General features: G+C 44.4%; 22 protein-coding genes and 1 other annotated feature. Of the genes, 5 read left to right on the top strand and 17 right to left on the bottom strand.

All coding sequences use genetic code 11. The annotated features are described in order from the left end of the window. Nucleotides 1-10: 10 nt before the first annotated feature. Both AB5I83_RS19450 and thpR read right to left on the bottom strand, forming a co-directional pair. A complete protein-coding gene (locus AB5I83_RS19450) occupies nucleotides 11-970 on the bottom strand; it encodes an NERD domain-containing protein (protein WP_448977767.1) in 960 nt (319 codons plus the stop codon). Nucleotides 971-985: 15 nt separating this feature from the next. Beyond that, a complete protein-coding gene (gene thpR / locus AB5I83_RS19445; protein WP_448977765.1) occupies nucleotides 986-1,552 on the bottom strand; it encodes an RNA 2',3'-cyclic phosphodiesterase in 567 nt (188 codons plus the stop codon). A gap of 220 nt (nucleotides 1,553-1,772) precedes the next feature. Between thpR and cysK the strand changes: the two genes are divergently transcribed. Further along, on the top strand, nucleotides 1,773-2,708 hold the full coding sequence (gene cysK / locus AB5I83_RS19440; protein WP_448977763.1) for a cysteine synthase A: 936 nt from the start codon (nucleotides 1,773-1,775) through the stop codon (nucleotides 2,706-2,708). A 294-nt stretch (nucleotides 2,709-3,002) separates the two neighbouring features. Here the strand turns inward: cysK and speD are convergent, their stop codons facing one another. The 3 genes from speD to pepV all read right to left on the bottom strand — a co-directional run bounded on the left by speD (nucleotide 3,003) and on the right by pepV (nucleotide 6,366). Further along, on the bottom strand, nucleotides 3,003-3,860 hold the full coding sequence (gene speD / locus AB5I83_RS19435) for an adenosylmethionine decarboxylase (protein ID WP_448977761.1): 858 nt from the start codon (nucleotides 3,858-3,860) through the stop codon (nucleotides 3,003-3,005). Nucleotides 3,861-4,061: 201 nt separating this feature from the next. Beyond that, the gene (dat, locus tag AB5I83_RS19430) at nucleotides 4,062-4,916 is read right to left on the bottom strand and encodes a D-amino-acid transaminase (RefSeq protein ID WP_448977759.1); all 855 of its coding nucleotides are present in this window, start codon (nucleotides 4,914-4,916) and stop codon (nucleotides 4,062-4,064) included. 34 nt (nucleotides 4,917-4,950) lie between these two features. After that, the gene (pepV, locus tag AB5I83_RS19425; protein ID WP_448977757.1) at nucleotides 4,951-6,366 is read right to left on the bottom strand and encodes a dipeptidase PepV; all 1,416 of its coding nucleotides are present in this window, start codon (nucleotides 6,364-6,366) and stop codon (nucleotides 4,951-4,953) included. 474 nt (nucleotides 6,367-6,840) lie between these two features. Between pepV and AB5I83_RS19420 the strand changes: the two genes are divergently transcribed. Next, nucleotides 6,841-7,062, top strand: coding sequence for a DeoR family transcriptional regulator (locus AB5I83_RS19420; protein ID WP_023626930.1), 222 nt, complete (start codon nucleotides 6,841-6,843; stop codon nucleotides 7,060-7,062). 191 nt (nucleotides 7,063-7,253) lie between these two features. Here the strand turns inward: AB5I83_RS19420 and AB5I83_RS19415 are convergent, their stop codons facing one another. Next, nucleotides 7,254-7,970, bottom strand: coding sequence for a pseudouridine synthase (locus tag AB5I83_RS19415; RefSeq protein ID WP_448977755.1), 717 nt, complete (start codon nucleotides 7,968-7,970; stop codon nucleotides 7,254-7,256). Between the two features lie 103 nt (nucleotides 7,971-8,073). On the opposite strand from AB5I83_RS19415, the gene AB5I83_RS19410 reads away from it, so the two are divergent. Then, on the top strand, nucleotides 8,074-8,319 hold the full coding sequence (locus AB5I83_RS19410; protein WP_448977753.1) for a hypothetical protein: 246 nt from the start codon (nucleotides 8,074-8,076) through the stop codon (nucleotides 8,317-8,319). Nucleotides 8,320-8,362: 43 nt separating this feature from the next. Here the strand turns inward: AB5I83_RS19410 and AB5I83_RS19405 are convergent, their stop codons facing one another. Further along, complete coding sequence (locus tag AB5I83_RS19405) at nucleotides 8,363-9,988, bottom strand: putative polysaccharide biosynthesis protein (protein ID WP_448977751.1); 1,626 nt, start codon at nucleotides 9,986-9,988, stop codon at nucleotides 8,363-8,365. Between the two features lie 293 nt (nucleotides 9,989-10,281). Between AB5I83_RS19405 and AB5I83_RS19400 the strand changes: the two genes are divergently transcribed. Continuing rightward, nucleotides 10,282-11,550, top strand: coding sequence for an NAD(P)/FAD-dependent oxidoreductase (locus AB5I83_RS19400; protein ID WP_448977749.1), 1,269 nt, complete (start codon nucleotides 10,282-10,284; stop codon nucleotides 11,548-11,550). 310 nt (nucleotides 11,551-11,860) lie between these two features. On the opposite strand, the gene AB5I83_RS19395 is transcribed toward AB5I83_RS19400, so the two are convergent. The 5 genes from AB5I83_RS19395 to glcD form a co-directional block, all read right to left on the bottom strand. After that, nucleotides 11,861-12,046 (bottom strand): sporulation protein Cse60, encoded by a 186-nt coding sequence (locus tag AB5I83_RS19395; RefSeq protein WP_167834517.1) that lies wholly within the window; start codon nucleotides 12,044-12,046, stop codon nucleotides 11,861-11,863. 57 nt (nucleotides 12,047-12,103) lie between these two features. Next, complete coding sequence (locus AB5I83_RS19390) at nucleotides 12,104-12,415, bottom strand: rhodanese-like domain-containing protein (protein ID WP_448977747.1); 312 nt, start codon at nucleotides 12,413-12,415, stop codon at nucleotides 12,104-12,106. 174 nt (nucleotides 12,416-12,589) lie between these two features. Continuing rightward, the gene (leuS, locus tag AB5I83_RS19385; protein WP_448977745.1) at nucleotides 12,590-15,004 is read right to left on the bottom strand and encodes a leucine--tRNA ligase; all 2,415 of its coding nucleotides are present in this window, start codon (nucleotides 15,002-15,004) and stop codon (nucleotides 12,590-12,592) included. Nucleotides 15,005-15,084: 80 nt separating this feature from the next. Next, nucleotides 15,085-15,303, bottom strand: a binding site (T-box leader). Nucleotides 15,304-15,478: 175 nt separating this feature from the next. Further along, nucleotides 15,479-16,807: a (Fe-S)-binding protein gene (locus AB5I83_RS19380; protein WP_448977744.1), complete on the bottom strand. Its 1,329-nt coding sequence runs from the start codon at nucleotides 16,805-16,807 to the stop codon at nucleotides 15,479-15,481. A gap of 2 nt (nucleotides 16,808-16,809) precedes the next feature. Further along, nucleotides 16,810-18,216 (bottom strand): glycolate oxidase subunit GlcD, encoded by a 1,407-nt coding sequence (gene glcD, locus AB5I83_RS19375; protein ID WP_448977742.1) that lies wholly within the window; start codon nucleotides 18,214-18,216, stop codon nucleotides 16,810-16,812. A 338-nt stretch (nucleotides 18,217-18,554) separates the two neighbouring features. On the opposite strand from glcD, the gene AB5I83_RS19370 reads away from it, so the two are divergent. After that, a complete protein-coding gene (locus AB5I83_RS19370; protein ID WP_448977740.1) occupies nucleotides 18,555-19,277 on the top strand; it encodes a FadR/GntR family transcriptional regulator in 723 nt (240 codons plus the stop codon). Between the two features lie 62 nt (nucleotides 19,278-19,339). On the opposite strand, the gene AB5I83_RS19365 is transcribed toward AB5I83_RS19370, so the two are convergent. From AB5I83_RS19365 to AB5I83_RS19345, 5 genes are all read right to left on the bottom strand, one after another. After that, nucleotides 19,340-20,116, bottom strand: a complete 777-nt coding sequence (locus AB5I83_RS19365) for a 3-hydroxybutyrate dehydrogenase (RefSeq protein ID WP_448977738.1) — start codon at nucleotides 20,114-20,116, stop codon at nucleotides 19,340-19,342. A gap of 15 nt (nucleotides 20,117-20,131) precedes the next feature. Further along, nucleotides 20,132-21,451 (bottom strand): GntP family permease, encoded by a 1,320-nt coding sequence (locus tag AB5I83_RS19360; protein ID WP_448977736.1) that lies wholly within the window; start codon nucleotides 21,449-21,451, stop codon nucleotides 20,132-20,134. 350 nt (nucleotides 21,452-21,801) lie between these two features. Beyond that, complete coding sequence (locus AB5I83_RS19355) at nucleotides 21,802-23,163, bottom strand: sigma-54 interaction domain-containing protein (RefSeq protein ID WP_448977734.1); 1,362 nt, start codon at nucleotides 23,161-23,163, stop codon at nucleotides 21,802-21,804. A 102-nt stretch (nucleotides 23,164-23,265) separates the two neighbouring features. After that, complete coding sequence (locus tag AB5I83_RS19350) at nucleotides 23,266-23,793, bottom strand: CueP family metal-binding protein (protein ID WP_448977732.1); 528 nt, start codon at nucleotides 23,791-23,793, stop codon at nucleotides 23,266-23,268. Between the two features lie 408 nt (nucleotides 23,794-24,201). Then, nucleotides 24,202-25,386: an MDR family MFS transporter gene (locus AB5I83_RS19345; protein ID WP_448977730.1), complete on the bottom strand. Its 1,185-nt coding sequence runs from the start codon at nucleotides 25,384-25,386 to the stop codon at nucleotides 24,202-24,204. Nucleotides 25,387-25,496 lie beyond the last annotated feature (110 nt).

Genomic DNA, 25,496 nt, shown 5'->3' with positions numbered 1-25,496 from the left:
AATAGGTTCTTTATTCTTGGCCCTTCGGATTGTTCCCCCACTCAAGCCTTCTGACAGATGTTGTCTGGCCGTACTGCAAGAGAACCTGCGCTGCTTTTAATTGCATATGCTTCAATGGAGATTTCATGCCTCTTAGGGTCATGAACCATTCCTCGAAATTTCGTTTTTCAATGAATTGTACGCCATATGGCGGAAGGGGATAGTCGATGAACCCATTCCTGCTGATCAATAGTTTTTGGACTGGAAGATCCACTCCGTACATGTCAAAAAGGGTCTTGACGATTTTTTCCGTCCGGTTGAGCGCGATCAGCGGATTGAGGATTTTCTTTTCCTTATTTCTCGTTTTCTTGATCCAAAAGCGATCCTTTAAGCCGACAAAAGCTGCATCCTCTTCAGCTTCAATGAATGAAATGCACATCGCTGCCGCTGGAGTGATGATGATTAACTCCGCCTCGACAGGCGCTTTTTTTAGTAAAAATATAGGTTTATATAAAATAAGGAAGGTGTCGGGAAAGCGCTGCAGCAGGAATTTCAGTGTAGGATCGTTGACGAATTCTTTTGCAATGAATGACCTTTCCGTCAAAGTCGAGCTAGCCCATTTCAGCTGGAATGGCAGCAATCCGTCAAGGAAATGCTGCTTTAATTCCTCAATGGATTTTAAGTTGCTGATGGAATCCAAACTACCGTCGTCCATCATATCGTCCTGATCTTCGAGCTCTTGTGGTGCATCCTCCCTGACAGGCTCTTGCTGGCGGACCATGCTTTTGAGTTTATGAAGGATATTCGTATTTGACTGCTCCTCCTGTTGTGAATCAATTAGTTTCCCAATGGGTTCTTCAGGACCATTCTCCCATTTTGCCTTAATCCCCTCCCATTGCTGTTTCTTCAGGCGGACGTATCTGGAGGGATAAAGGTAAATGTCCTGGGCATAGCGGGATACATAGTCTTGGAGTTTGATTAATTGTGCCATTGTTGTACCTGCCTTTTATTCCTGCTTAGCAAGCGGGAATAGTGTGATGGGTTCATATTTTGGACTTTTCCCCAAATGAGTCTTGTACAAAACGACCCTTTCAGCATGAAAAGCCAGTTCTTTTCTAAAAGGGTTGACGGCCTCCAGCTGGCCAGCCTCAAATGCTTCCTCCCCAAGCCACTTTCTGGCGATGGTGATATGCGGACTGAATGGCCTTGTTTCCAGGGAAAAACCAGCGGTCGTACAAGAAGAAAACACCGCTTCTCTTACTTCGGTCAATTCGCTGGATTTTTCCAATCCTGCCCAAAAAATTCTTGGAGAATCCTTTCGGCCGAATATGCCCAAATGGTTGATCTCCAGTTTAAATATTGTTGTATTATTAAGTGCTGCCCCAATCAATTCATTGGCAGCCTTTATTTTTACTTCAGGTGCATTTCCGAGGAATGCAAGTGTAATATGTAAATCCTGTGGATGTACCCATGTTTTAAAAGGCATTTCCCCTTTTAAAACGTGGATTGTGTCCTTCAGTATTTCTTTTATCTCACCGGGAAGTTCAAGAGCATAGAAATAATGCGTATGCAAAGAAATACACCCTTTCGTGTCCACTTGAATTTATTGTAGCAAATGGTTTGTCATATTGGCAGAAATTCCTTATAAACATTTATAATCCATTCAAGTTGATAGGAATAGTCTTTTTTTATATGATAAAAAGAAGCTAAAGTTATTTTTCAGTTGCTAATCATCAATTATTCACTTAATTGGAATACTAAAGCAAGGCAACAACGATCAAGGAGGCTATCACATGAGAGTCGTTAATAATATCGCAGCATTAATCGGGGAGACACCTCTTGTTAAATTGAACGTACTGGCACCTGAGGGAGGGGCATCGATCTACCTCAAGCTTGAATACTTCAATCCTAGCAAAAGCGTAAAAGACAGGGCTGCATTCAACATGATTGTTTCTGCAGAAAATGAAGGAAAGCTGAAACCTGGTTCAACAATCATTGAGCCTACAAGCGGCAACACTGGCATCGGCCTGGCAATGAACGCTGCGGCGAGAGGATATAAAGCCATCCTCGTCATGCCGGACACGATGACAGAAGAGAGAATCAATTTGTTAAAAGCATATGGAGCAGAAGTCGTGCTGACACCTGGCGATGAGAAAATGCCTGGTGCAATCAAGAAAGCAGAAGAGCTAGTAAAAGAAATCCCGGACAGCTTCATGCCAATGCAGTTTGAAAATGGAGCGAATCCAGACGCTCACAGGCAAACAACAGCAAGAGAAATCATAGAGGCAATGGAAGAGCTGAAAAAGCCGCTCAGCGCTTTCGTAGCCACAGCTGGAACCGGCGGAACAATTACAGGAACAGGCGAAGCGCTGAAAGAAGAGTTCCCTGAATTGGCCGTACACGTCGTCGAACCTGCCGGGTCGCCTGTACTTTCCGGCGGCAAGCCTGGGAAACACAAACTGGTCGGCACAAGTCCAGGCTTCATCCCGAAAATCCTCAATCAGGATGTCTATGAAAAAATCCATAAAATTGAGGACGAGGACGCATACGAAACAGCCCGTAGACTCGCCAGAGAAGAAGGCATCCTTGTAGGACCGTCATCAGGAGCCGCATGCTTCGCCGCCATCAATGTCGCCAAGAACCTCAAGCCGGATGAAGTTGTCATCTGCATTGCCTGCGATACAGGCGAAAGATATCTATCAAGTGATTTGTTCAAGTTTGAAGACTAAACTTTAAGAGACTCGCCCTTTGATGGCGAGTTTTTTACTGTTTAAAAGAAGACCCTTTTGAAAGGAGTCTTTCTTGCGGTTTCGTATCCTTATGCGGCAGGAAGGGTACCGTTCGCTCGGTTTCGTATCCTTATGCGTCCGGTTTCTCCCCCATAAGGTTACCATTCGGACAGTTTCTTACCCTTATGCAATGGGTTCCACTTCTATTAAGGTATCTATCCTTGAATTCAAAAAAACTGCAGACAAACTCAACGTTACAGTTCGTCTGCAGTCCCTTCTTATGCCTTTATTGTTTTATTTTTCTACTTCACCTTCATCTCCGTCTTCCTCATCAAAAATGGTTCCTGAGTGGAGCGTTACTCCGGAAACGATTTCTTCCATTTCAGCCTGGATTCTCTCGGCGATTTCCTCTCGTTCTTCTGGTGAAAGCGAATCCTTCGTATACCCGAATAGATAATTATCTAAATCGAATTCTCTTAGCTTGCATTTCGTATGAAAGATATTTTCCTGATAAACATTGATATCGACCATATCATATTGTTCTTTTACATTTTCCGGGATGTAGTTTTGAATGGAACTTATGTCGTGATCGATGAATAGCTTGTTGCCATCTTTGTCCCTCGTGAAGCCTCTCACCCTATAATCAATCGTCATGACATCTGTTTCGAATGAGTGAATCAGGTAATTCAAGGCTTTCAGCGGCGTGATCTCGCCACAAGTGGAAACATCGATATCCGCGCGGAATGTACTGATTCCTTCATCCGGATGGAATTCCGGATACGTATGAACAGTGATATGACTTTTATCCAACTGCAACACGACATTGTCCGGAAGCGGTCCAGGCGACTCATCATACGCTTCATCAGGAACCTCGACGACCGGTCCTTCGGAAACTAAGATTGTCACACTCGCTCCCTGAGGCACATAATCCTGCTTGGCCACATTAAGTACATGGGCACCAATGATGTCGGATACATTGGTAAGTATTTTCGTCAGCCGATCGGCACTATACTGTTCATCAATATATTCAATATAAGCTTCACGCTCTTCTTTTGTTTTCGTATAACAGATGTCATACATATTAAAACTTAATGATTTCGTCAAATTATTGAATCCATGCAATTCTATATGCTGTTCAGAAGTGAATTTCATTTCTGTTCCCCCTGTTCGGTATTCTGCTGTATTGTGTTGTACTTTGAACAAAAAGCAGGTTTCCGGATGATTTAAATATTTTTATGATACCCATTTACTACTGAGAAAAAACAAAGAAAGGTTCTGGCCAACTTCCTCCCTCAAGACCATGTTCAAAAAGTAAAAAACCTGCAGCATACAGCTGCAGGTTCAGAATTATACTTATAGTTTGCCGCACTGGCGTTCAATTTCTGCTTTAAAAAGGTTTTGCAGGTTCCTTGTGACGGGTCCAGGATTCCCTGTTCCAACAGATTTTCCATCGACTTCTACGATTGGCATGACTTCGACGGTCGTGCCAGAGGAAAAGACTTCATCAGCAGATGACAATTCATCAAGGGTATAGGCTCGCTCCTCAAATGCAATGTTTTCGTTGCTGCAAATCTCGAGCACCTTTTGTCTTGTGATTCCATTAAGGATTAAATTGTCTGCCTGATGCGTGATGATCACGCCGTCTTTAACAATTGAAATGTTAGAGTGGCTTCCCTCTGTGACGGTTTCTCCGCGATGAAGGATTGCCTCGAAGCAGCCGGCCTCTGCTGCCTTTTGTTTCGAAAGCAAATTCCCTAGCAGATTCAAGCTTTTAATGTCACAGCGAAGCCATCGGATGTCTTCATCAAGGATGGATCTGGCCCCTTTTTCCATGGATTCCACTGGTCGTACCACTTTACGCGTATACGCGACAAAAGTTGGAACCACATCTCCTCCCGGGAAAACATGATTACGCGGTGAAGTTCCTCTTGTAAACTGCATATAAACAATACCCGTGTCCAGTTCGTTTTTCGAAATCAGCTCTTCCATTTTGGATTCAAGCTCTTCAGGGCTATATGGAAGCTCCATCCTGATTTTTCCGGCGCTTTCGACAAGCCTGTTCAAATGCTCTTTTCCAGTGAACATCTTACCGTTATAAACCCTAATCACTTCATATACACCATCGCCAAACTGATAGCCTCTATCTTCGATGTCGACCTTGGCAGCCGTCCTGTCAAGAATCTCTCCGTCTACAATTACATATTCCATCCTTTTCCCCTCCTTGTTGTTCGGTCACCCTTCTTTATTTAGCCAGTTCATAAATTGCTTGTGCATAAATCGCAGTTGCTCTGAGAAGGTCTTCAATAATCATATATTCATCCTTCTGGTGAGCAATGTCAGGTCTTCCTGGGAAAAGCGGGCCAAATGCGACACCTGATTTCAGAGACCTTGCATATGTTCCGCCGCCTATTGAAATAAGTTCTGCTTTTTCACCAACCTGCTCTTCATAAACTTTTTTCAAAGTCTGGATCAGGAAGTCATTTTCATCGACATGGTGCGGATTGGAGTTTGAGAAGTTCTCGATCACTAACCCTTCAGCCTCTAACACCTGATTCAATATTCCCTTTGTCTTCTCAAGGTCAGTCGTTACCGGATAACGCATGTTCAATCCCGCTCTGCCGCCTTTTTCCTTGGAGTAGGAAAGTTTCCCGACATTGATTGTCAAATCCCCGGTAATATCATCGGTATATGCAACTCCAAGCGCTCTGCCGCGTGAATCCTTGCCCAGGAACTTGGCAACGAATTGAAAGTACTTTTCACTGCTTCCATCCAGCTTCATCTCGGAGAGGAAGCTTGCCATATAAAGGCCGGCATTTTTCCCATTGTCTGGCTCCATGCCATGGGCTGAAACACCTTCAAGTTCAAGGATCAGCTTGCCGCTTTCAACTACAGCTCTGCCGTCTAATTCGTTGTTCCTTCTGAATTCCTCAAATCGCTGGACAATATCCGTTTGCCCTTGCTCAACAACCAGTTCAACCTTTGCAAAATCAGGTACCATATTATAGCGGCGTCCAGAAGAAAACTCGATTACCTCCGCATCGAAATCTTCTTTTTCCATTCCGGCTGCTTTTGAAACTATATCATAATCCGCAATCCCTTTTTCAGCGTAAATGATCGGAAAGTCAGCGTCCGGAGCAAAGCCCATTGCCGGCATTTCCTCATGTTCAAAATAATGGTCTACACAGCGCCAGTCGCTTTCCTCATCAGTACCAATGATCATTCGGACTCGCTTATTAAGTGGCAAACCTAATTCTTTAACGATTTTCATCGCATAATATGCCGCCATGGTTGGCCCTTTATCGTCGATGGCTCCTCGAGCGAAAATTTTCCCGTCGCGAATTTCTGCTCCATAAGGGTCACTTGTCCAGCCATCCCCTTCTGGCACGACATCCACATGGCAGAGGACACCGACGATTTCGTCTCCTTGCCCGAATTCAAGGTGACCGGCCAGATCACCGACATTCTTAGCCGTAAATCCATCCTTTTCACCAAGTTGCAGCATGTAATCCAATGCTTCTCTTACCCCCTCACCAAGCGGTGCCTCATCTGTAGAGTTTTCCTCATCCAAAACACTCTTGATTTTCAGCAGGTCCTGAGCATCCTTAATTAAGTCCGATTCTCTTTTTTCTACTTCCTTCATCCAATTAATTGAAGTCATTCATCCAAACCTCCATATCTTGTTCTATATGTATTTCCCTTAAGCAGTACATTTAAGCTCTGCAATATCATTATTGTACCTTAAATAGCCAGTTGAAAACTTGTTTTATATTTTACTCCTGTTTAACACATTCCGTAAACAAAGTCACTTTAGATATTTTTTCTTAATTTTCTAACAACTGTCATATTTAACCTGTTTAAAACCATATTGTTAAGTATATAAACGATTACAAAGGAGGCAGTTATCTAATAAATTATTAATTTTTCATAAAAAACAGTTAATAATCTGGAATTTTATCTTATTAAAGTGTAAAATAGTCCAAAAGGTAAGACATCTTATGATTGCCTTTTAAAAATGGACGCAAAAGGAGCTGTCTGGAAAGAAGAAAACTACATACTTGAGGATTCGTCTTCAATCTATAGTCGGTTGCAGGAAAATGACAAAGGGGTTTAAAAAAGGATAGGGAGTGGTTGTTTGAAACCTTCGACTAACCGGATGATAAACCGCATCAAATCCATCTACATGTATATATGTCAGAATGGTACTGTCACAACTCAAGATCTTGTAGAGGAATTCGGAATTACTCCTCGAACCATCCAGAGGGATTTGAATGTCCTGGCTTATAACGACTTAGTGAAAAGTCCGAGCCGAGGTAAATGGACAACGACCCAGAAAAAGGTGAAGATGTCTTCATAATACGAAAAGCGGAAGTGCCTTGATCAGACCCGACAAGCGCTGGAGGTCCTGACCGTGAAGTCGTTCTTTGACTTCATTGGCAGGATCGAAGCGTCTAGAGGGTCTAGGCGCTGGAGCTGGACAACACTCGAAGTAAATGTATGCTTACTAATAAAAAGAAATCGCCTGAGCTTGTCTCGGCGATTTCTTTTTTATACCACATAAGTTTGCAGCATTTCCACTTCTTCGTCCGTCAGCTCCCTGTATTCCCCGAGCTCCAGCGTGTCATCGAGCTTAAGCGGTCCCATAGACAATCGCTTCAGGTAAATGACTCTTTTCCCGACTGCTTCGAACATCCGCTTCACCTGATGGAATTTGCCTTCGGTAATCGTCAGCTCGATATCAGAAGTTAAGCCGGATTTTAAAATAACGAGTTCACCCGGTTTTGTTTCATAACCATCATCGAGAGTGACACCTTTCTTGAATGCCTCTATATCCTCTTCCGTCACTTCTCCTTCTATTACCGCAAAATAGGTTTTAGGAACATGTTTTTTTGGTGATAAAAGCCTGTGAGATAGCTGTCCATCATTCGTGATCAACAGCAGGCCCTCGGTATCCTTATCAAGCCTCCCTACCGGGAAGGGCTCGAATACCTGGTCTTCGATTTCCAGTAAATCAATCACCGTCTCATCACGGTTGTCCTCCGTTGCTGAGATGACACCAGGAGGCTTGTTCATCATTAAATAAATAAATTCTCTATAATGGATCTCTTCCCCGTTTAATGTGATCGAATCATTTTCAGGATTTACATGGTGCTTTGCATCCTTGACTATTGCATTGTTCACTTTTACAGCACCGTCTTTTAAAAGTTTCTTCACGTCTTTCCTGCTTCCGTATCCTAGGTTGGAAAGCACTTTATCGATTCGCATTTCTGTACCTCCTATATTCATATGGGCAGGTGCCCATTCCATTTCTAGTTTCCATACATAGACTAATATCATACTTTACTACAGATATGAGGAGATGACCTGAATGAACCATCGACAGCAAGGACAAGGCTTGTACATTCCGCTTCCCGGCCTGCCAGGCGGAGGTTACCCGGGTGGTGGATACCCAGGTGGCGGTTACCCTGGCGGAGGCGGCCAATTTGACCAAAGACTCGACCGGCTGGAACGGCAAGTCCAGAGGCTGAACAATCAAATCGACCGCTTGGACCGCAGGGTCGACAGAATTGAGCGCCGTTTGAATATCCGCGATGACCAACAGTTTTTTTATTAGGTTGCATTAAAAATGGCCTTCATAACCGAAGGCCATTTTCCTATTATACCGGCAGCCTTAATTTGCGCTTGATCTTGGTGACACGGTCCCCGAAGAGCCTGTCCACCAGTTTGGTCCGGAAACCAAGGTAAAAGTATACCGCAGCTCCTACCAGTGCAGAAATTCCAATAATAATTATTGACTGGAACTTCGCAGCCGGTGACAGGAATTGTACGAGCACTTCATAGAATGCCAATGTTACACCTGCCATCAAACCTGAAAACACAAGAATCAGTATAACCCTTCTGGTCACAAAGCCCATTGGATACCTTGCGTACTTTTTGATTACGTACATATTGATGAGGATCGCTGCCACATAACCCAACGCAGTTGAAAAAACAGCACCTTGCGTTTCGAACATTTTAATCATTGGAATATTGAGAGTAAGCTTCACCAATAGTCCCGTCAGCAAACTCAAGATCGTGAAACGCTGTTCGTTTATTCCTTGCAGGATAGCTGCTGTAACGGAATAAAGTGCAAATAAGATGGCTACTGGCGCATAGGTTCTCAAAATCTCAGTTCCTAAAGGATCATTTTCATAGAACACGGTAAACATGGGCTGTGCAAGTAAAGACAGTCCAATAGCTGCGGGAACCGTCAAATACATGAGCACTTGGAAAGTTTGGTCTAACTGCCTTCTCATCCCTTTGCGGTCATTGTCAGTAAATGCCTTCGTAATGCTAGGAACCAAAGTCAAAGAAAATGCGGTAGCCAGCGATACTGGAATAATGACGAGTTTATGTGTTTGGAAATTCAATACACCAAAGGCTGCCTGGGCGTCATTCGGGTCCAACCCTGTAGAAACCATCGCCTTTTCAAAAGTGATCATATCAATGAACTGGAACAATGGATTAGCAATGCCGACAAAGACAAAAGGAGCAGCGTAAATCAATATTTCCTTATAAATTTCTTTTAAGGAGATATCCATTGTGCCCTTGTCTTCTTTTAACAATTCATCGAGATGCGGCTTACGTTTAAACCAGTACCATCCAAGAACACCAAGGCTGCCAATTGCCCCAATGAACGCAGCAAAAGTTGCGACACTGACAGCCGTAACCATACTTCCTTTCATGATGGCTAAAACAATATAAGCACCTGCCAGCAAAAAGACAATCCTGACAACTTGCTCAACAACCTGTGAAACAGCAGATGGCCCCATTGATTGATGTCCTTGAAAAAAGCCTCTGATCAAACTCATGAATGGCACAATTATTAACGCAAAGCTAACAGCCCTGATTACAGTAGTGACATCCTCTGGCCTAATTTTAACATTGCTGTCACTTGAACTGATGGTAATATCCGCTAAAATCGGTGCTGTCAAATACATCACCAGGAACGACAATATTCCCGTTCCCAACATGACAGCTATACCTGACTTGAATAACTTCCTCCCGACCGCATATTCACCAAGAGCATTATACTTGGCAATGAATTTTGAAACCGCGAGCGGCACTCCAGCTGTTGCCACGCTAATGAAAATTGTATATGGAATATATGAATAAGAATATAGTACCGTCCCGTATTTATCGATAATCGCATAAAAAGGGATAACATAAAACAGTCCAAGGACCTTGGATAAGATCGTACCAAGCGTCAGTATGAACGTCCCTCTTAAAAGCTTTGATGACATAAGATCCCTACTTTTCAATCTATATAATAAAAACAGATTACAAACTTGTATTTTACCATAAACACATTCCGATACAGTGATATTTATCAATGGATGCAGAATTTCCCTGTATCCATGCTGCAGAGTTTTCCTGCATTCCCTAGTTTACTCCTTCTCGGTGCTGACTGCCAGTTTTCCGGTTGGATTTCGTTTGAAGGATCTCATTCATGGCAATGTTTTTAATGAAGAGATACATTATAATAATAAAAGTGCTCAAATGATTTTAAAAAGTAATACGAAAAGTTGGTGAAGCAATGAAATACGATGTAATCGTCCTTGGCGGCGGTCCGTCTGGCTTAATGGCAGCTATTGCTGCTGGTGAAAAGGGAGCGAAGGTGCTGCTGATTGACAAAGGAGACAAGCTTGGTCGAAAGCTGGCGATCTCCGGCGGCGGGCGCTGTAATGTGACCAACCGGCTGCCTGTAGATGAAATCATTAAACATATACCCGGAAATGGACGGTTCTTATACAGCGCCCTGTCGATTTTTAGCAATGAAGATATTATTTCATTTTTTGAAAGGCTCGGCATCCAGCTGAAAGAAGAGGATCACGGCCGGATGTTCCCAGTCAGTGACAAAGCACAATCTGTCGTTGACGCCCTTTTATCAAAGCTGAAAGAATTAAAGGTAGAAATCAAGACGAACACTCCAGTTGCTCATGTACATTACAAGGATGGCAAAGCTGAGTCGGTTGAACTGAAAAATGGTGAAAGATTCTATGCTGAAAGCGTCATTATCGCTGTCGGCGGAAAATCTGTGCCCCATACTGGTTCAACTGGTGATGGGTATGCCTGGGCGGAAAAAGCGGGCCATACAATCACTGCGTTGTTCCCAACTGAAGTTCCATTGACCTCGTCTGAACCATTTATAAAAGAAAAGGTTTTGCAGGGGCTATCGCTGAGAGGAGTGGCGCTTAGCGTCCTGAATCCAAAAGGGAAAGCGCTGATTACGCATAAAATGGATATGATTTTTACACACATTGGTGTCAGCGGGCCTGCGGTTCTTCGCTGCAGCCAGTTCGTCGTAAAAGCGATGCAGAAATGGAACCTGAAAGAAGTTGTCATGTCCCTGGATGCCCTTCCTGACATGAAAGAGGAAGAATTGTTCCAGGAGATCAATAAACTGATCAAAGCCGAGCCAAAAAAAGCCGTGAAGAATTTGCTTAAAGGGCTGCTGCCTGAACGTTACTTGATGTTCCTGCTGGAGCGCAATGAGATCGATCCTACTATGCAGGGAGGACAGCTCGGCCATGAAAAAATAAGAAACTTCACCAAGTCAGCCAAGCAATTCGAATTCAAAGTCAACGGCACCCTCCCGCTTGATAAAGCCTTCGTTACCGGAGGCGGCGTGTCCGTCAAAGAAGTCGAGCCGCAAACAATGGCTTCAAAAAAAGCTGATGGTCTATATTTCTGCGGAGAAATCCTCGACATCCACGGCTATACAGGAGGCTACAATATTACCTCCGCCCTTGTCACCGGACGTCTCGCCGGAACCAATGCCGCAGAATTCGCGCTGCAGAAATAGAGTAAATGACTAAGTGTCCGTCATGGTGACGGACACTTTAAGTTGTTTTCCAGCTTTTTTCGTCCGTCATGGCCCTGATGATGGACACTTTTGCTCATATTCCACCTATTTTTGTCCGTCATCGCCCTGATTGACACTTTTGCTCATATTCCTTCTATTTTTGTCCATCATAGCGTCCATGATGGACACTTTTGTTTTTCATCCATCTGTTTTTGTCCATCATAGCCTCCACGACGAACTCTTTTGCTCACGTTCCAGTTGTTTTTACCCATAACGATCACAAACTAAAACAGAGCCTGAGTGATAACACTCAGGCTCTGTACACAACCATGGCTGAAAAACAGTAGATTTGTTCTTCGTCCTCTTCTTCAGGCAGTACCGCGACATTGTATTTAATGTCTAAAAGCTTTTTTTCATCGAGCTTTTCCAGAAACCGGTTCATATCCTGTTCTAAATCTTTTTCATGTTCGTGATCAAATACTCTGACCTGGATCAAGGTAAGTCGTCCTTCCTTTTTAGCATCCATTCTGGCCAGATTTTCAGAATTTTATAATTATGGACGTTTTGTTTCTCCGCCCCAGCTCATCATGCCGCCAACCATGTTGCGTGTTTTGTAGCCCTGCTCATTCATGTAGTGGCAGACGTTCCCGCTGCGTGCGCTTGAACGGCAGATGAAGATGTATTCCTTATCTTTGTCGAATTCGTTCAGTCTTTCAGGGATTTCGCCCATTGGTACGTGCTTAGCTCCAGGAATCATGCCGGATTCCACTTCATCATGTTCACGTACATCAACCATTTCTGGCTTTTCGCCTGCTTCCAGCTTCTTTTGAAGTTCTTCTGTTGTGATTGTTTCAACTTTATTCATAAGTCATTTCCTCCAATTTTTAAAGTATAATTAACCCTTATTAAAGGATTCAATACTATATTTTATTTTCCCCTATTTATTATATAAAAACTCTTTTTATAATACAAAGAAAAAACCTAACGGGGTATTTATACCATTAAAAAAAGGATCGCCAAAGCGATCCTTTGCGTCGATTTAATTAGCAACAATATTAACGAGCTTTCCAGGAACCGCAATCACTTTACGGACTGTTTTGCCGTCGATTTGTTCCTTAACGGCATCATCGCCCATTGCGATCTGCTCTAATGTTTCTCTATTTGCATCTACCGGTACCATCATCTTCGCCTTGATTTTTCCATTCACCTGGACCACGATTTCTACTTCGTCATCAACAAGCTTGGCTTCATCATAAGCAGGCCATGCTGCATAAGTGATGGATTCACTGTGTCCTAGCTTTGCCCAGAGTTCTTCAGCGATATGCGGCGTGATTGGCGCCAGCATTTTCACAAAGCCTTCAACGTATGCTTTAGGCAACTCTTCCGCTTTATATGCTTCATTGATGAAGACCATCATCTGAGAAATCGCTGTGTTGAAACGAAGACCTTCGTAATCCTCAGTCACCTTTTTGACCGTCTGGTGGTAGACCTTCTCGAGATTCGCGTTATCTGCATCTTTGATTTTTTCGCTTAAGCTGCCATTTTCGTTGACGAACAAGCGCCAGATGCGGTCAAGGAAGCGTCGTGATCCATCAAGTCCGTTGGTTGACCAAGCGATGGAAGCTTCAAGAGGTCCCATGAACATTTCATAAAGACGAAGCGTATCTGCTCCATGGCTTTCAACGATCTCATCCGGATTGACGACATTGCCCTTTGATTTGCTCATTTTTTCATTGTTTTCACCAAGGATCATTCCCTGGTTGAAAAGCTTCTGGAAGGGCTCTTTCGTGTGGACGACGCCTACATCGTAAAGAACTTTGTGCCAGAAACGAGCGTAAAGCAAGTGCAATACTGCGTGTTCCGCTCCACCGATATAAATATCAACCGGAAGCCATTGCTTTAATTTTTCCTCATCAGCAAGTGCCTTGTCGTTTTTTGGATCGATATAGCGAAGGTAGTACCAGCAGCTGCCACCCCATTGCGGCATCGTATTCGTTTCCCTGCGGCCTTTTTTACCTGTTTCAGGGTCAACGACATTCACCCAGTCATCGATATTGGCAAGTGGAGACTCGCCTGTACCAGATGGCTTGATATCCTTCGTTTTAGGAAGAACTAAAGGCAACTGGTCTTCTGGAACTGCTGACATTGTGCCATCTTCCCAGTGAATGATCGGAATCGGTTCGCCCCAGTAACGCTGGCGGCTGAACAGCCAGTCACGAAGGCGGTAAGTGACCTTCTTCGTTCCGATGCCTTTTTCCTCAAGCCAGGATATCATCTTGCTGATGCCCTCTTCTTTGTTCATGCCATTTAGGAATTCAGAATTAACATGGTCCCCGTCGCCAGTGTAAGCTTCTTTTTCAATGTCTCCTCCGGCAACGACTTCCTTGATCTCCAAATCGAACTTTTTCGCAAACTCGTAGTCGCGCTCGTCATGGCCAGGTACTGCCATGATTGCTCCTGTTCCGTATGAAGCCAGAACATAGTCGGCGATCCAGATTGGCATTTTTTCGCCATTTGCTGGATTGATTGCGTAAGCGCCAGTGAAGACCCCTGTTTTGTCCTTCGCAAGGTCCGTACGCTCTAGGTCGCTCTTGCTCTTGATTTCATCGATATATTTTTCGACTGCAGCCTTCTGTTCAGCTGTCGTGATTGAATCAACAAGCTGGTGTTCTGGTGCAAGCACCGCATAAGTTGCACCGAAAAGTGTATCAGGACGCGTTGTGAAAACTGTGAATGTTCCTTCATGGCCCTCGATGTTGAACGTGATTTCAGCACCTTCAGATCGGCCGATCCAGTTTCGCTGCATATCTTTCAAGCTTTCCGGCCAATCAAGCACATCCAGATCCTCAAGCAGGCGATCTGCATAAGCAGTGATTTTAAGCATCCACTGTCTCATCGGACGGCGCTCGACCGGGTGGCCACCGCGCTCACTTTTTCCGTCGATTACTTCTTCATTCGCTAAAACCGTTCCAAGTGCCGGGCACCAGTTAACCGCTACTTCATCAATGTACGCCAAGCCTTTTTCATATAGCTTTAAGAAAATCCATTGCGTCCACTTGTAGTATTCCGGATCTGTTGTGTTGACTTCACGATCCCAGTCGTATGAAAAACCTAGTGCCTTGATCTGGCGGCGGAACGTGTTGATGTTCTGCTCCGTGAATTCTGCCGGATCATTCCCTGTATCAAGAGCGTACTGCTCTGCAGGAAGCCCGAACGCATCCCAGCCCATTGGATGAAGGACATTGAAGCCCTGCATTCTTTTCATGCGGGATAGGATGTCAGTCGCCGTGTATCCTTCCGGGTGGCCAACGTGAAGACCGGCACCAGATGGATACGGGAACATATCCAGCGCGTAGAATTTCTCTTTACCTTTATCTTCAGTTGTTTTGAACGTTTTGTTTTCTTCCCAATGCGTTTGCCATTTTTTCTCGATTTCCTGATGGTTAAAACTCATCGTCAATATCCTCCTGTTTGGTTTCGATTTATTTTTGCGGATGGAATTTCTTTTAAAAAATAAAAAACTCCCGTCCCTGTAAAAGGGACGAGAGGTTATGTATGATCTCCCGCGGTACCACCCAAATTAGTGTGCAACACTCGCTTCATTCATCCTTAACGCGGAAAACGGCAAGCACTACTGAAGAGTTCGCGCTTGCGACTCAAAGGCGAGTTCATGATGGACCCGTCTGGCTTGCACCAACCGCCAGCTCTCTAATCAGGTTTTGCACCACTACTACTCCTTGTCGAAGTCTTTCGTTATGAATATAGAGATATTGTAATAAAATTCCCTTCTATATGCAAGCGTAGATGAAATAAATGATATAGAGAGTATTATATGATGGTTTCTGCTGCTGGTGCAGGCTTTTTCTATGCCGGCAGCCAGCAACCATCCTTCTGGCCAATCTGTAAAATTTCAGAAAGGCCTTATCGATTACTTAGTTTGTGCTGCCTCCAAAAGCAGGTCAACAATATGCACGCCTCTCATTTTGCCAGAAAGTCCTTCACGCTCAATTCCGAGCTTCATTTGAAGAAGACAGCCTGGATTAGCGGTAACAATCGTTGTTGCATGTGTGGCCTTTGCCTGGACCATTTTGGAATCTAGGAGCTGCATGGACATTTCACTCTCGACTATATTGTAGATTCCTGCTGAACCACAGCAACGGTCAGCATTCTCCATCTCTTGGTATTGTGCTCCCTTGATGGACTGCAGCAATGTCCTTGGTGCTGAAGCTGTTTTCATGACATTGCGAAGATGGCATGAATCCTGATACGTAATGATTTGATGGTGCAGTTCGAGGTTCACTTTTTCATGAAAGCCGACTTCGACCAATATTTGCGAGATATCCATGATTTTATCGGAAAATTCCTGGGCCTTTACCTTCCATTCCGGATCATCCTTAAGCAAATGATCATAGTCGATTAAAAACGCGCCACAGCCTCCAGCATTGGTGATGATGAAATCGACCCCGGAATCCTCAAATGCTTTAATATTCCGGCGTGCAAGTGCTTTCGCATCTTCCTTTTCACCACTATGCCCGTGAAGCGCTCCACAGCAAGCCTGGTCTTTCGGAATGATAATTTCACAGCCTGCAAGCTGCAAAAGCTTCATCGTTGCATTGTTTGTTTCCAGGAACATGGTATCCATCAAGCAGCCGCTAAAGAATGCGACCTTATGCGTCTTTGTCCCGATTGCTTCAAGGTGCTCAGGACGATTTTTCATTTCCTTCATTGTCGGCACCTGGGGAAGGACCTTTTCCATCGTGGCGAGAGACTCAGGAAACAGCTTCATCACACCTGTTCCGCGCGCCAATTTTTGGAGGCCGGAACGTTGATAGAATCCAATGAGTCCAGTCAGTCCCCTCATGCGCTCCTGATGCGGAAAAAGCCCTTTGAAGACTGCATTTCTGACCACTTTTACAGGCATTGAAAACTTCTTGTTTTGATTGACAATATCACGGGCCTCTTCAAGAAGGTGTCCATAGTTCACTCCTGATGGACAGACCGGTTCACACGCACGGCAGCCAAGGCAAAGGTCTAGTGATCGTTCAAAGTCCTCATCCGGTTCAATAATCCCATCGACGACCGCCTTCATCAAAGCGATCCGCCCGCGTGGTGAATGTGATTCCTGATAGCCCGATTCGATATAGGTCGGACAGGTAGGGAGGCAGAACCCGCAGCGCATGCAGTTCAATAGTTCGTCCTGGTTCATCTTTCCCTGGAATTCTGCTTGGATTCTCTGCTGTTCTTGAATCGTTGTCATTTTTAAACCACCACCCGTTTCCTGCTGTCCTTCGCAAAAACCTTACCAGGATTCATGATATTGTTGGGATCCAGGGCCATTTTCACTGCCTTCATTGCCGCAATTCCTGCTTCGCCTAATTTCAACTCGAGGTACGGTGCTTTCATGACGCCGACGCCGTGCTCACCAGTAATCGTCCCGCCGAATTCGATGGCCTTTTCAAAAATTTCAGCAAATGCCTTTTCGACTCTTTCCATTTCATCATGGTTACGTGAATCTGTCGCACATGTAGGGTGAAGGTTTCCGTCTCCTGCATGGCCAAAGGTACAGATATTCAAACTATACTTATTCGCAATATCGTTGATGGCATTCACCATTCTCGCAATCTCAGACCTTGGTACGGTCGCGTCCTCCAATATTGTCGTCGGTGCTAATCTCGCGAGTGCGGACAATGCACTTCTGCGTGCAGTCCTCAGTGCTTCAGCCTCTGCTTCCGTTTGCGCCAGTTGCACAGATACAGCGTTTTCCTGTTTACAAACTTCGGCAATCCTGGCCATGTCACGTTCGACCACTTCGAGGGGGCCATCCTGCTCAATCAATAGCACGGCTTTGACATCTGTTGGCAGCCCGATTTTCGCAAAATCCTCTACTACCTTCAATGTCGGCTGGTCCAGGAATTCAAGGGTAGCCGGAATGATTTTGCTGGCGATAATCTTGGATACTGATTTAGCAGCTGCTTCTAGATCTTGATATAAAGCAAGCATGGTTTGTTTTGTTTCTGGCATCGGAATTAGCTTAAGAGTTGCTTCAGTGATGACAGCCAATGTCCCCTCCGAGCCAACCAAAAGCCTGGTAAAATCATATCCGGCAACATCTTTCGCCAATTTCCCGCCTGTGGTGATGATATCCCCGTTTGGCAGTACTGCCTCAAGCCCAATCACGTAGTCCCTTGTGACTCCATATTTCAATCCGCGGAGACCGCCAGAATTTTCATTGATATTGCCGCCGATAGTGGATATTTTCATAGAACTTGGATCAGGTGGATAAAACAACCCTTTTGGCTCGACTGCATTGATCAAATCAAGGGTCACTACCCCAGGCTGAACAGTAGCGGTAAGATTCTCTTCATCCACCTCAAGGATTTTGTTCATGTGTTTAAAAAGAATTACGATACCGCCTTCTGTTGGACAAGTGCCTGCACATAGGTTCGTTCCAGATCCACGAGGGACAATCGGAATTTGATTCTCATTGCATATTTTCACAATTTGTGAGATTTCTTCTTTATTTCGCGGACTTACAACGGCATCCGCCATTGACTGAAAGTTAGGTGTTGCATCATATGAATAGACTAGCCGTCCCGCTTTGGAATCATCAAAATTAGCAGGACTGACGATTGAAATGATTTTTTCTTTGACCGTGTTTGAAAACATGAGTGTTCCCCCTCCGTTAGTTAAACAATGCAAAATCGGCCTTACGGAATCATTCTTGAACAATAGCCATTTTGCAGGATAAACATTTTTAGATAAAAACAAATCCCCCAAAAAAGCTGATAGGAATCGCTTACAAAAAATGTGGTATGGTCATCAGATGACCATACCTTAAATTATAGGATGTGGATAAGGACAATTTCAATATTTATTTACATTTAGTAAAATATTGTTAAGCTCTTGGAATGTCTTTTGAAGTTTTTAAAATGGTAAAGAATATAATCGAACTAGGATAAAACTGTATAATGGAAGTCTAAAGAACAAACTTTGGAGGATCTACCTTGCAATACAATAAAATAAAACCTAAAAAGATATATGAAGAAGTTGCGGAAGCCATCCATACTATGATCAGTTCAGGTCAACTGAAGCCTGGCGATAAACTCGATTCTGTCCAGCAGCTGGCGGAGAACTTCCAGGTAGGGCGATCTGCCATCAGAGAAGCATTGACTGCTTTGAGAGCAATGGGGCTCATTGAAATCAGGCAGGGAGAAGGAACGTATGTGAAGCAGTTCGAGTCTGAGCAAATCAGTTTTCCTTTATCGACAGCCATCTTGATGAATGCACAGGACACAGCTCACCTGTTGGAAGTGCGGAAAATTCTTGAGACTGGAACTGTCTTTTCTGCTGCAAAGAAACGGACTGACATACAGCTGCAGACGATGAAAGAAGCGCTCGAAGAAATGAAGCGTGCTAGCGGCGATGAGGAGCTTGGTGAAAAAGCGGATCTCCAGTTTCATATGGCCATTGCTGAAAGCTCGCATAATCCACTATTGATCAGCTTGATGAACCATGTTTCCGGCCTGATGGGAGAAACAATGAAGGAAACCCGCCGGCTTTGGCTCTATTCGAAACAAACTACAACAGATCGCCTCTATGAGGAACACTATGCTATTTTCAACGCGATAAAAGAACAGAATGCAGAAGAGGCAAGACGCGTGATGCTCAGCCATATCGAGAACGTCGAAATTATTCTCCATAAATATATGAACCAGTCTGAAAATTAGAGTTCAAACCATATCAAACAAAAAGCTGGCTTCCGGTGAAAAAGGAAACCAGCTTTTGTGGATTATTGAATCGTATAGCCTCCATCAATGACCGCAGCCTGGCCGGTGATTCCTTTCGCAGCATCGCTGGCAAGGAACATCACATAGCTGGCGATTTCTTCGACATCCAGCAGCCGCTTTTGCGGCACGAGCGGAAATATGACTTCTTCGAGCACTTTTTCAAGCGGGACATTCCTTGTTTCTGCAAGGCTTGATAGCTGATTGCGGACCAGAGGCGTATCAACATAGCCGGGACAGACGGCATTGACGGTTATCCCATGCTCAGCACTTTCAAGGGCAGCAACTTTAGTCAGCCCAATGACTCCATGCTTGGCACTGTTATAGGCTGCCTTACCAGCAAATCCGACTAGCCCATTTATGGAAGCCATATTGATCACCCGGCCAAAACCCTGCTTTTTCATGACTGGAAGCACATGTTTCAAGGCTACAAACGGAGCCGTCAGCATCACCTTTATCAACAGTTCAAATTTTTCCGTCGGGAAGTCTTCGATCATGGAGACATATTGCAGGCCTGCATTGTTAATCAGAACATCAACACGGCCAAAATGCTCGACGCATTTTGCAACGGTCTGCTCAATGTCTTTTTCGTTGGTCACATCACATTTCAAACCAGCCGCTTCATATCCTGATTCCTGCAGACTGGCAGCCGCTTTTGCCACGGCTTCTTCCTGTAAATCTGTTAAAAATACTTTCGCGCCCTGCTCAGCAAAACTCTTGGCGATCTCATACCCGATTCCCTGGGCGGCACCGGTAATCAGGACAGCTTTATCTTTTACCATTCCGAAACTCCTTTCTTAAATACCTAATCCTAGAGAGAATAGAACAATCGCGATTGCCACACCAATCAATGGCACTATGACAGTCACAGCGGCGACTGGATTGTACGCATCCTGATGGGACTCGCCACAGATTGCCCTGACCGTCGTGACCACGTAACCGTTATGCGGCAGGGAATCAAGCGCTCCTGAGGAAATGGCGGCTACCCTGTGCAATGCTTCTGGATTGACGCCCATATCCATGTAGTGAGGTGCAAGCAATGGAAGCGCAATGGCCTGGCCCCCGGATGCTGAACCAGTCATTCCGGCAATGACGCTGACAGCGATTGCCGCCCCAATCAATGGGCTTCCAGGTATATTGGTCATCGCATCTACAGCCGTCTGGAAGGCAGGCACCGCTTTTGCCACACCGCCAAATCCCACGACAGCAGCTGTATTCCCAATCGCAATCAAGGCACCCATCGTTCCTTCTGAAAGAGCTTCCCAGAAATTTTTGAAGTATTTGCGGTTCAATAAGTAGGCAGATACAACTCCCCCTAACAGTGCAATGATCAATGCTGATTGTTTCAATGAATCATGGAAAACGAATGAAATCACCAATACCACTACTAATGGAATAAGGCCCATTAGAGGATGAGGCAGTTCCCTTTTTTCCAGCATAGGATCGGTTTTCCTAGCCTCAAATTTCTCGCCCTTAGCGACGGCTTTTGTAATCATTCGTTTTAGCCACCAGTAACCAAAAATCATCATGAAGATGGCAACGATGGCACTGACCTCCCAGCCGGCAACTGGTGATGTATTAAGAAATTGGATAGGAATCCAGTTCTGGATTTCCGGAGAACCAGCAGACGTCATCGTGAATGTAACTGACCCGAAGACCAATGCAGCTGGAATGAAGCGCCTTGGCAGGTTTGCCTGCCTGAACAAGCTTAATGCCATTGGGTAAACTGAAAATGCTACGACAAACAAGCTGACACCGCCATATGTCAATACGGCACAGGCAGCGACAATGGCAAGCACAGCATACTTCATGCCCAGCTTCTCGACGATGAACTCAGACACACTGTCAGCCGCGCCGCTATCCTCCATTACTTTTCCAAAAATGGCCCCAAGCAGGAACATCATGTACCATGCAGTAACAAACCCGGAAAATCCAGACATATAATTCCCTACAAAATTGGCAGCTCCTTCTTCCACCAGCTGCGGGAATAGCGGCATCCCGCTGAACACGGCAACAAACAACGCAGAAATCGGACCGACAATCAGCAGGTTCATACCCCTCATTGTCAGATAAATCAATAAAGCCAATCCGCCAATCAATCCAATCATACTCAGCATTCTTTTTCCCCCTTGAAATTTCAAATGAATAAAAACAAAAACTGCCCTCCTTAATCCAGTGGATGGTAACGCTTACAAAATATTGATTAAAATTGCTGTATTATCTTATTGCAACTATTGTGCCAACTTTTTGCACCATAAGATTCAGTATGCAGTCTTAATTTTCAGTTATTTAATTCCGGATTTCCGGATTCTAGCATTCTTCCTGTTCGTTATATTAATAGAGTCCATGATTATCAAAGTTGTCCTTTTCCTGTTTGTTAATCACTATCCAAACAGTGAAAACTCAATTCAATAATGCTAGAAAACAGGAAAGTCCGGAAAATCGGACATCATTCCGAATTCCCGGACTATAAGAGACCATATTTATTTAACTTCTCATAAAGCGTGGACCTGCTTATTCCAAGTTCCATGCCTACAAGTGCCTTGTTGTCATTATGTCGATCAAGGCTTTGCTTCAGAACCCATTTTTCTGTTTCTTCAACGATATCCTTAAGACTTTTGTTATTGAAGACAATGACGGTCTGTGTTTGCAGGTAATCCGGCAAGGAATCCAGGGTGATTTGTTCTCCTTTTGTTAAATGGACTGCAGCTTCGATAACATTTTGCAGTTCACGGATATTCCCCGGCCAGCTGTATGACTTCAGGATTTCCATGACATGGCTTTCGATTCCTGAAATCCGCTTGCCTAACCGATTCGTGACTTTTTCAATAAAATAAGCGATCAGCACTGTCAAATCTTCTGCACGTTCCCTTAATGAAGGAACACTGAATGGAACGACATTGATCCGATAAAACAAATCCTCCCTGAACCGTTTCTCTTCAATCATATTCTCGAGCGGCCTGTTGGTGGCCGCGATAATCCGGACATCAACAGATATCGATTTTGTCGAACCAATCGGTTCTATCTCCCCATCCTGCAGGGCACGCAAAAGTTTAACCTGCATGCTTAGCGGCATGTCCCCGATTTCATCCAGGAAGAGGGTGCCGCCATTGGCCAGTTGGAACTTCCCCTTCTTACCCCCTTTTTTCGCGCCCGTAAAAGCTCCTTCTTCATAGCCGAACAACTCTGACTCTAGCAGGTTTTCAGGGATGGCACCGCAGTTCACTTTGATAAATGGCTTCTGGTTCCTGCTGCTTAGCTGATGGATGCTGTGAGCAAACAACTCTTTCCCTGTACCGCTCTCCCCCCTGATTAAAATGGATATATCACTATTGACTACCATTTTCACCTTTTCTTTTAAACTGATAATCTGCTGAGATTCCCCAAGTATGTCATCCAGCGTATATTTCACTCCAGAATCAATTTTCTGGATATAAGGCTGCATCCTCGTCAGCAGGCTTTTTACATGGCTGTCCATTTTCATCCATTCTTGAGTATCCCTGAAAAACACCGTTCCAAATGCGGCGATCACTTCACCATTTTTAATGATTGGAACCCTGTTTGCAATCATGTAATTGCCTTTGATAAATTGCAAGTCAGCCAGTTCCTCTTTTCCGGTCTGTGCGACAATATGCATCCTGGTATTCTCGATCACTTGAGTCACATGCTTGCCAATCGTTTCTTCCCGATTGACTTCCAGGAACTCACAGTAGTTATGATTGATATAGATGATCCTTCCTTCTCGGTCTACAACAACAAGCCATTCAAACGCATTCTCGACAATGGTTTCAATAATATCTGCCGGGATATGTAAAAGCTTCGTATTCATAATCCGCCACCTGGTTTTTCTTTTGATTTTATCACACTTTTCAGAAAACAATAATAAACACAAAAAAGCACCTGAAATAAGGTGCTTTCAAGGTGCTTTCGTCTACATAAGCTGCATTGTTGTAATGCAAGTGGCGTCATTCTCAAAAGTAGATATTTCGGATTCAACACTTTTCCCGTTATATCCAATCTTTGTTTTGAACTTTTTATCACGTGGAAGCCACAAATCAATGAAACCATTCTGATGGGATATCATTTTCTCATCAACAATCACGTTTCCGTCTTCATCCTCAATATATACATCAAACTCTTTTTCAACCAGTTCACCTTGACAACCTGTCAAGCTATGATTCGTTCAAGGATGGGTTTGATTTTCGTAAGGCGCGATTGAGACGAAGAAGTCTTCCTCCGAAATGTCATAGACTTGCTTGTCCCCTTCACTGTCAGCAACTGTCAGCTCTTGTGAGGTGATGGAAGCCTTGTGGTCTTTGTTTTTGCCCGCGCTGTAATCACTCACCAATTCCTTGATGTTTTGTTGTTGTTTTTCAGGTTCAGCAGATTCTTCCCCGCCATTACAGGCAGTTAATAAACCCGCAGCCAAAAACGCAATTCCGAGGATTTTATATTTCAACCCATTCACCCCCTTGTCTCTCAAAGATGATTATATCATAATCTCACAGTCCTATATTAGATGATAAATATGCATTTTTTATCGAGAAAAAATGCATAAATTGTGACCAAAACAAAAGGAGCCAGGCTCAAAAGCCTAACTCCTTATTGTTTTGCTCTCTTAAACTAGACTGTTGATTTTCGTTCCAGGCGCTTCGCTTTCCGCGGGAAGTCCGGGAGCCTCCTCAGCGCTTTTAGCGCCTCCAGGGTCTCCCGTGACTTTCTCATCCCGCAGGACATTGATTGACTTCCTCGGGTCAGCCCACGCACGAAGGAAATGCGTTAGCATTTTCGAGGAGTCTTCGCGCCTTCCACTACAATCAACAGGAGTTTTAAAAAAAGATTTAGCTTTAACAGAGCCTATGGTTATTTATGCTTGTGCAGCAACATTGCCAGTTTCCTTTAATTTCCTATCATAGATAACAGTTGTGAAGATTCCGATAAACATTAACGCAATTAAAATCGCAAACAGCATTGGCATCCCGTATAGATCGACAAGGATTCCTCCCATAAGCGGGCCAATCATCCTTCCTCCAGTTGCGGTGCTGTTGACGATTCCCTGGTAAAAGCCTTCCCGTCCTTTTGGCGCCAGATCATTTGCGATGGTCGGAACCGCCGGCCAGATCAGCATTTCCCCAATAGTCAAGATCACCATGCCTGCAACAAAACCTGAGAATGCTTGAGCGCCTGCGGCAACTGCATAGGAAACCATGAAGATGACCATGCCGATGATGATTTGCAGCTTCAGTTTATTCTGGAACGGCTTGATCAGCCTGTTGACAACTGGCTGGCCAAGTACGATCAGAGCGCCGTTAATTGTCCAGAGAATGCTGTATTGGTTCAGGGAAATGTTCAATTCCTGAGTGTAAGCGGCGATCGTTGTTTGCCATTGTACATACCCAACCCAGCAAAGCAGATAGCCAATCGCAAGGACCAAAAGGGCATACAGCTTTGTATGGCTTTTGACTGTGCCATTTTCCTGAAGTACATTCGTCTGCTTCGCTGCCCTGGTGTCGATGCGGCGATAGCCAATAATTGCGATCATCATGAAGATTAAGTACATGGCTGCGTTCGCCATGAAGATCAGCTGGAATGAGTAGGAGGCGACAAGTCCGCCAAGCGCAGCTCCAATAGCTACGCCTAGGTTCTGCGCCACGTAAATAGCGTTGAACGCTTTACGGCCGCCTTCCTTCCACACCGAACCTGCCATTGCATACATCGCCGGAAAGACAATTCCAGAGCCAAAACCGACCAATGTCAAAAAGAAAATATACTGCGGCCAGCCAGGCCAAAAGGTCAAGCCAAGCAGTGCCACGATGGTAATGCTGATTCCAAGAATAATAGACTTGTAACCGCCAATTTTATCAAAAAGACTGCCGCCAAATAGGTTGCCAATAACGCTGGCTGCAGAATTAAGCATTAATACGACCCCGGCAACAGACAGCGATTTGCCAAGGTGGTCATTGATATAGATTGTATTTAAAGGCCATAAAAAAGAGGAACCAGTAACATTTACTGCCATCCCGATAACTAAAAGCCACAAGGCTCTAGGCATTATTCACGCCTTCTTTCACTAATAAATTTCGAATACCAAAGTAATTCTAGAGCTTTTCACAATTGGATGCAATAGGAATTTATGCAGATATTCGAAGTTCAAATTTTCTA

The sequence above is a fragment of the Mesobacillus sp. LC4 genome (assembly GCF_053543455.1).
This window is presented reverse-complemented; position numbering and strand designations above follow the sequence as displayed.

What these genes read in the sequence shown, in the direction of transcription:
- AB5I83_RS19450 (WP_448977767.1), bottom strand. Translation starts at nt 970, where the DNA reads ATGGCACAATTAATCAAACTCCAAGACTATGTATCCCGCTATGCCCAG.
- cysK (WP_448977763.1), top strand. Translation starts at nt 1,773, where the DNA reads ATGAGAGTCGTTAATAATATCGCAGCATTAATCGGGGAGACACCTCTT.
- speD (WP_448977761.1), bottom strand. Translation starts at nt 3,860, where the DNA reads ATGAAATTCACTTCTGAACAGCATATAGAATTGCATGGATTCAATAAT.
- dat (WP_448977759.1), bottom strand. Translation starts at nt 4,916, where the DNA reads ATGGAATATGTAATTGTAGACGGAGAGATTCTTGACAGGACGGCTGCC.
- pepV (WP_448977757.1), bottom strand. Translation starts at nt 6,366, where the DNA reads ATGACTTCAATTAATTGGATGAAGGAAGTAGAAAAAAGAGAATCGGAC.
- AB5I83_RS19415 (WP_448977755.1), bottom strand. Translation starts at nt 7,970, where the DNA reads ATGCGAATCGATAAAGTGCTTTCCAACCTAGGATACGGAAGCAGGAAA.
- AB5I83_RS19410 (WP_448977753.1), top strand. Translation starts at nt 8,074, where the DNA reads ATGAACCATCGACAGCAAGGACAAGGCTTGTACATTCCGCTTCCCGGC.
- AB5I83_RS19405 (WP_448977751.1), bottom strand. Translation starts at nt 9,988, where the DNA reads ATGTCATCAAAGCTTTTAAGAGGGACGTTCATACTGACGCTTGGTACG.
- AB5I83_RS19400 (WP_448977749.1), top strand. Translation starts at nt 10,282, where the DNA reads ATGAAATACGATGTAATCGTCCTTGGCGGCGGTCCGTCTGGCTTAATG.
- AB5I83_RS19390 (WP_448977747.1), bottom strand. Translation starts at nt 12,415, where the DNA reads ATGAATAAAGTTGAAACAATCACAACAGAAGAACTTCAAAAGAAGCTG.
- leuS (WP_448977745.1), bottom strand. Translation starts at nt 15,004, where the DNA reads ATGAGTTTTAACCATCAGGAAATCGAGAAAAAATGGCAAACGCATTGG.
- AB5I83_RS19380 (WP_448977744.1), bottom strand. Translation starts at nt 16,807, where the DNA reads ATGACAACGATTCAAGAACAGCAGAGAATCCAAGCAGAATTCCAGGGA.
- glcD (WP_448977742.1), bottom strand. Translation starts at nt 18,216, where the DNA reads ATGTTTTCAAACACGGTCAAAGAAAAAATCATTTCAATCGTCAGTCCT.
- AB5I83_RS19365 (WP_448977738.1), bottom strand. Translation starts at nt 20,116, where the DNA reads ATGGTAAAAGATAAAGCTGTCCTGATTACCGGTGCCGCCCAGGGAATC.
- AB5I83_RS19360 (WP_448977736.1), bottom strand. Translation starts at nt 21,451, where the DNA reads ATGCTGAGTATGATTGGATTGATTGGCGGATTGGCTTTATTGATTTAT.
- AB5I83_RS19355 (WP_448977734.1), bottom strand. Translation starts at nt 23,163, where the DNA reads ATGAATACGAAGCTTTTACATATCCCGGCAGATATTATTGAAACCATT.
- AB5I83_RS19345 (WP_448977730.1), bottom strand. Translation starts at nt 25,386, where the DNA reads ATGCCTAGAGCCTTGTGGCTTTTAGTTATCGGGATGGCAGTAAATGTT.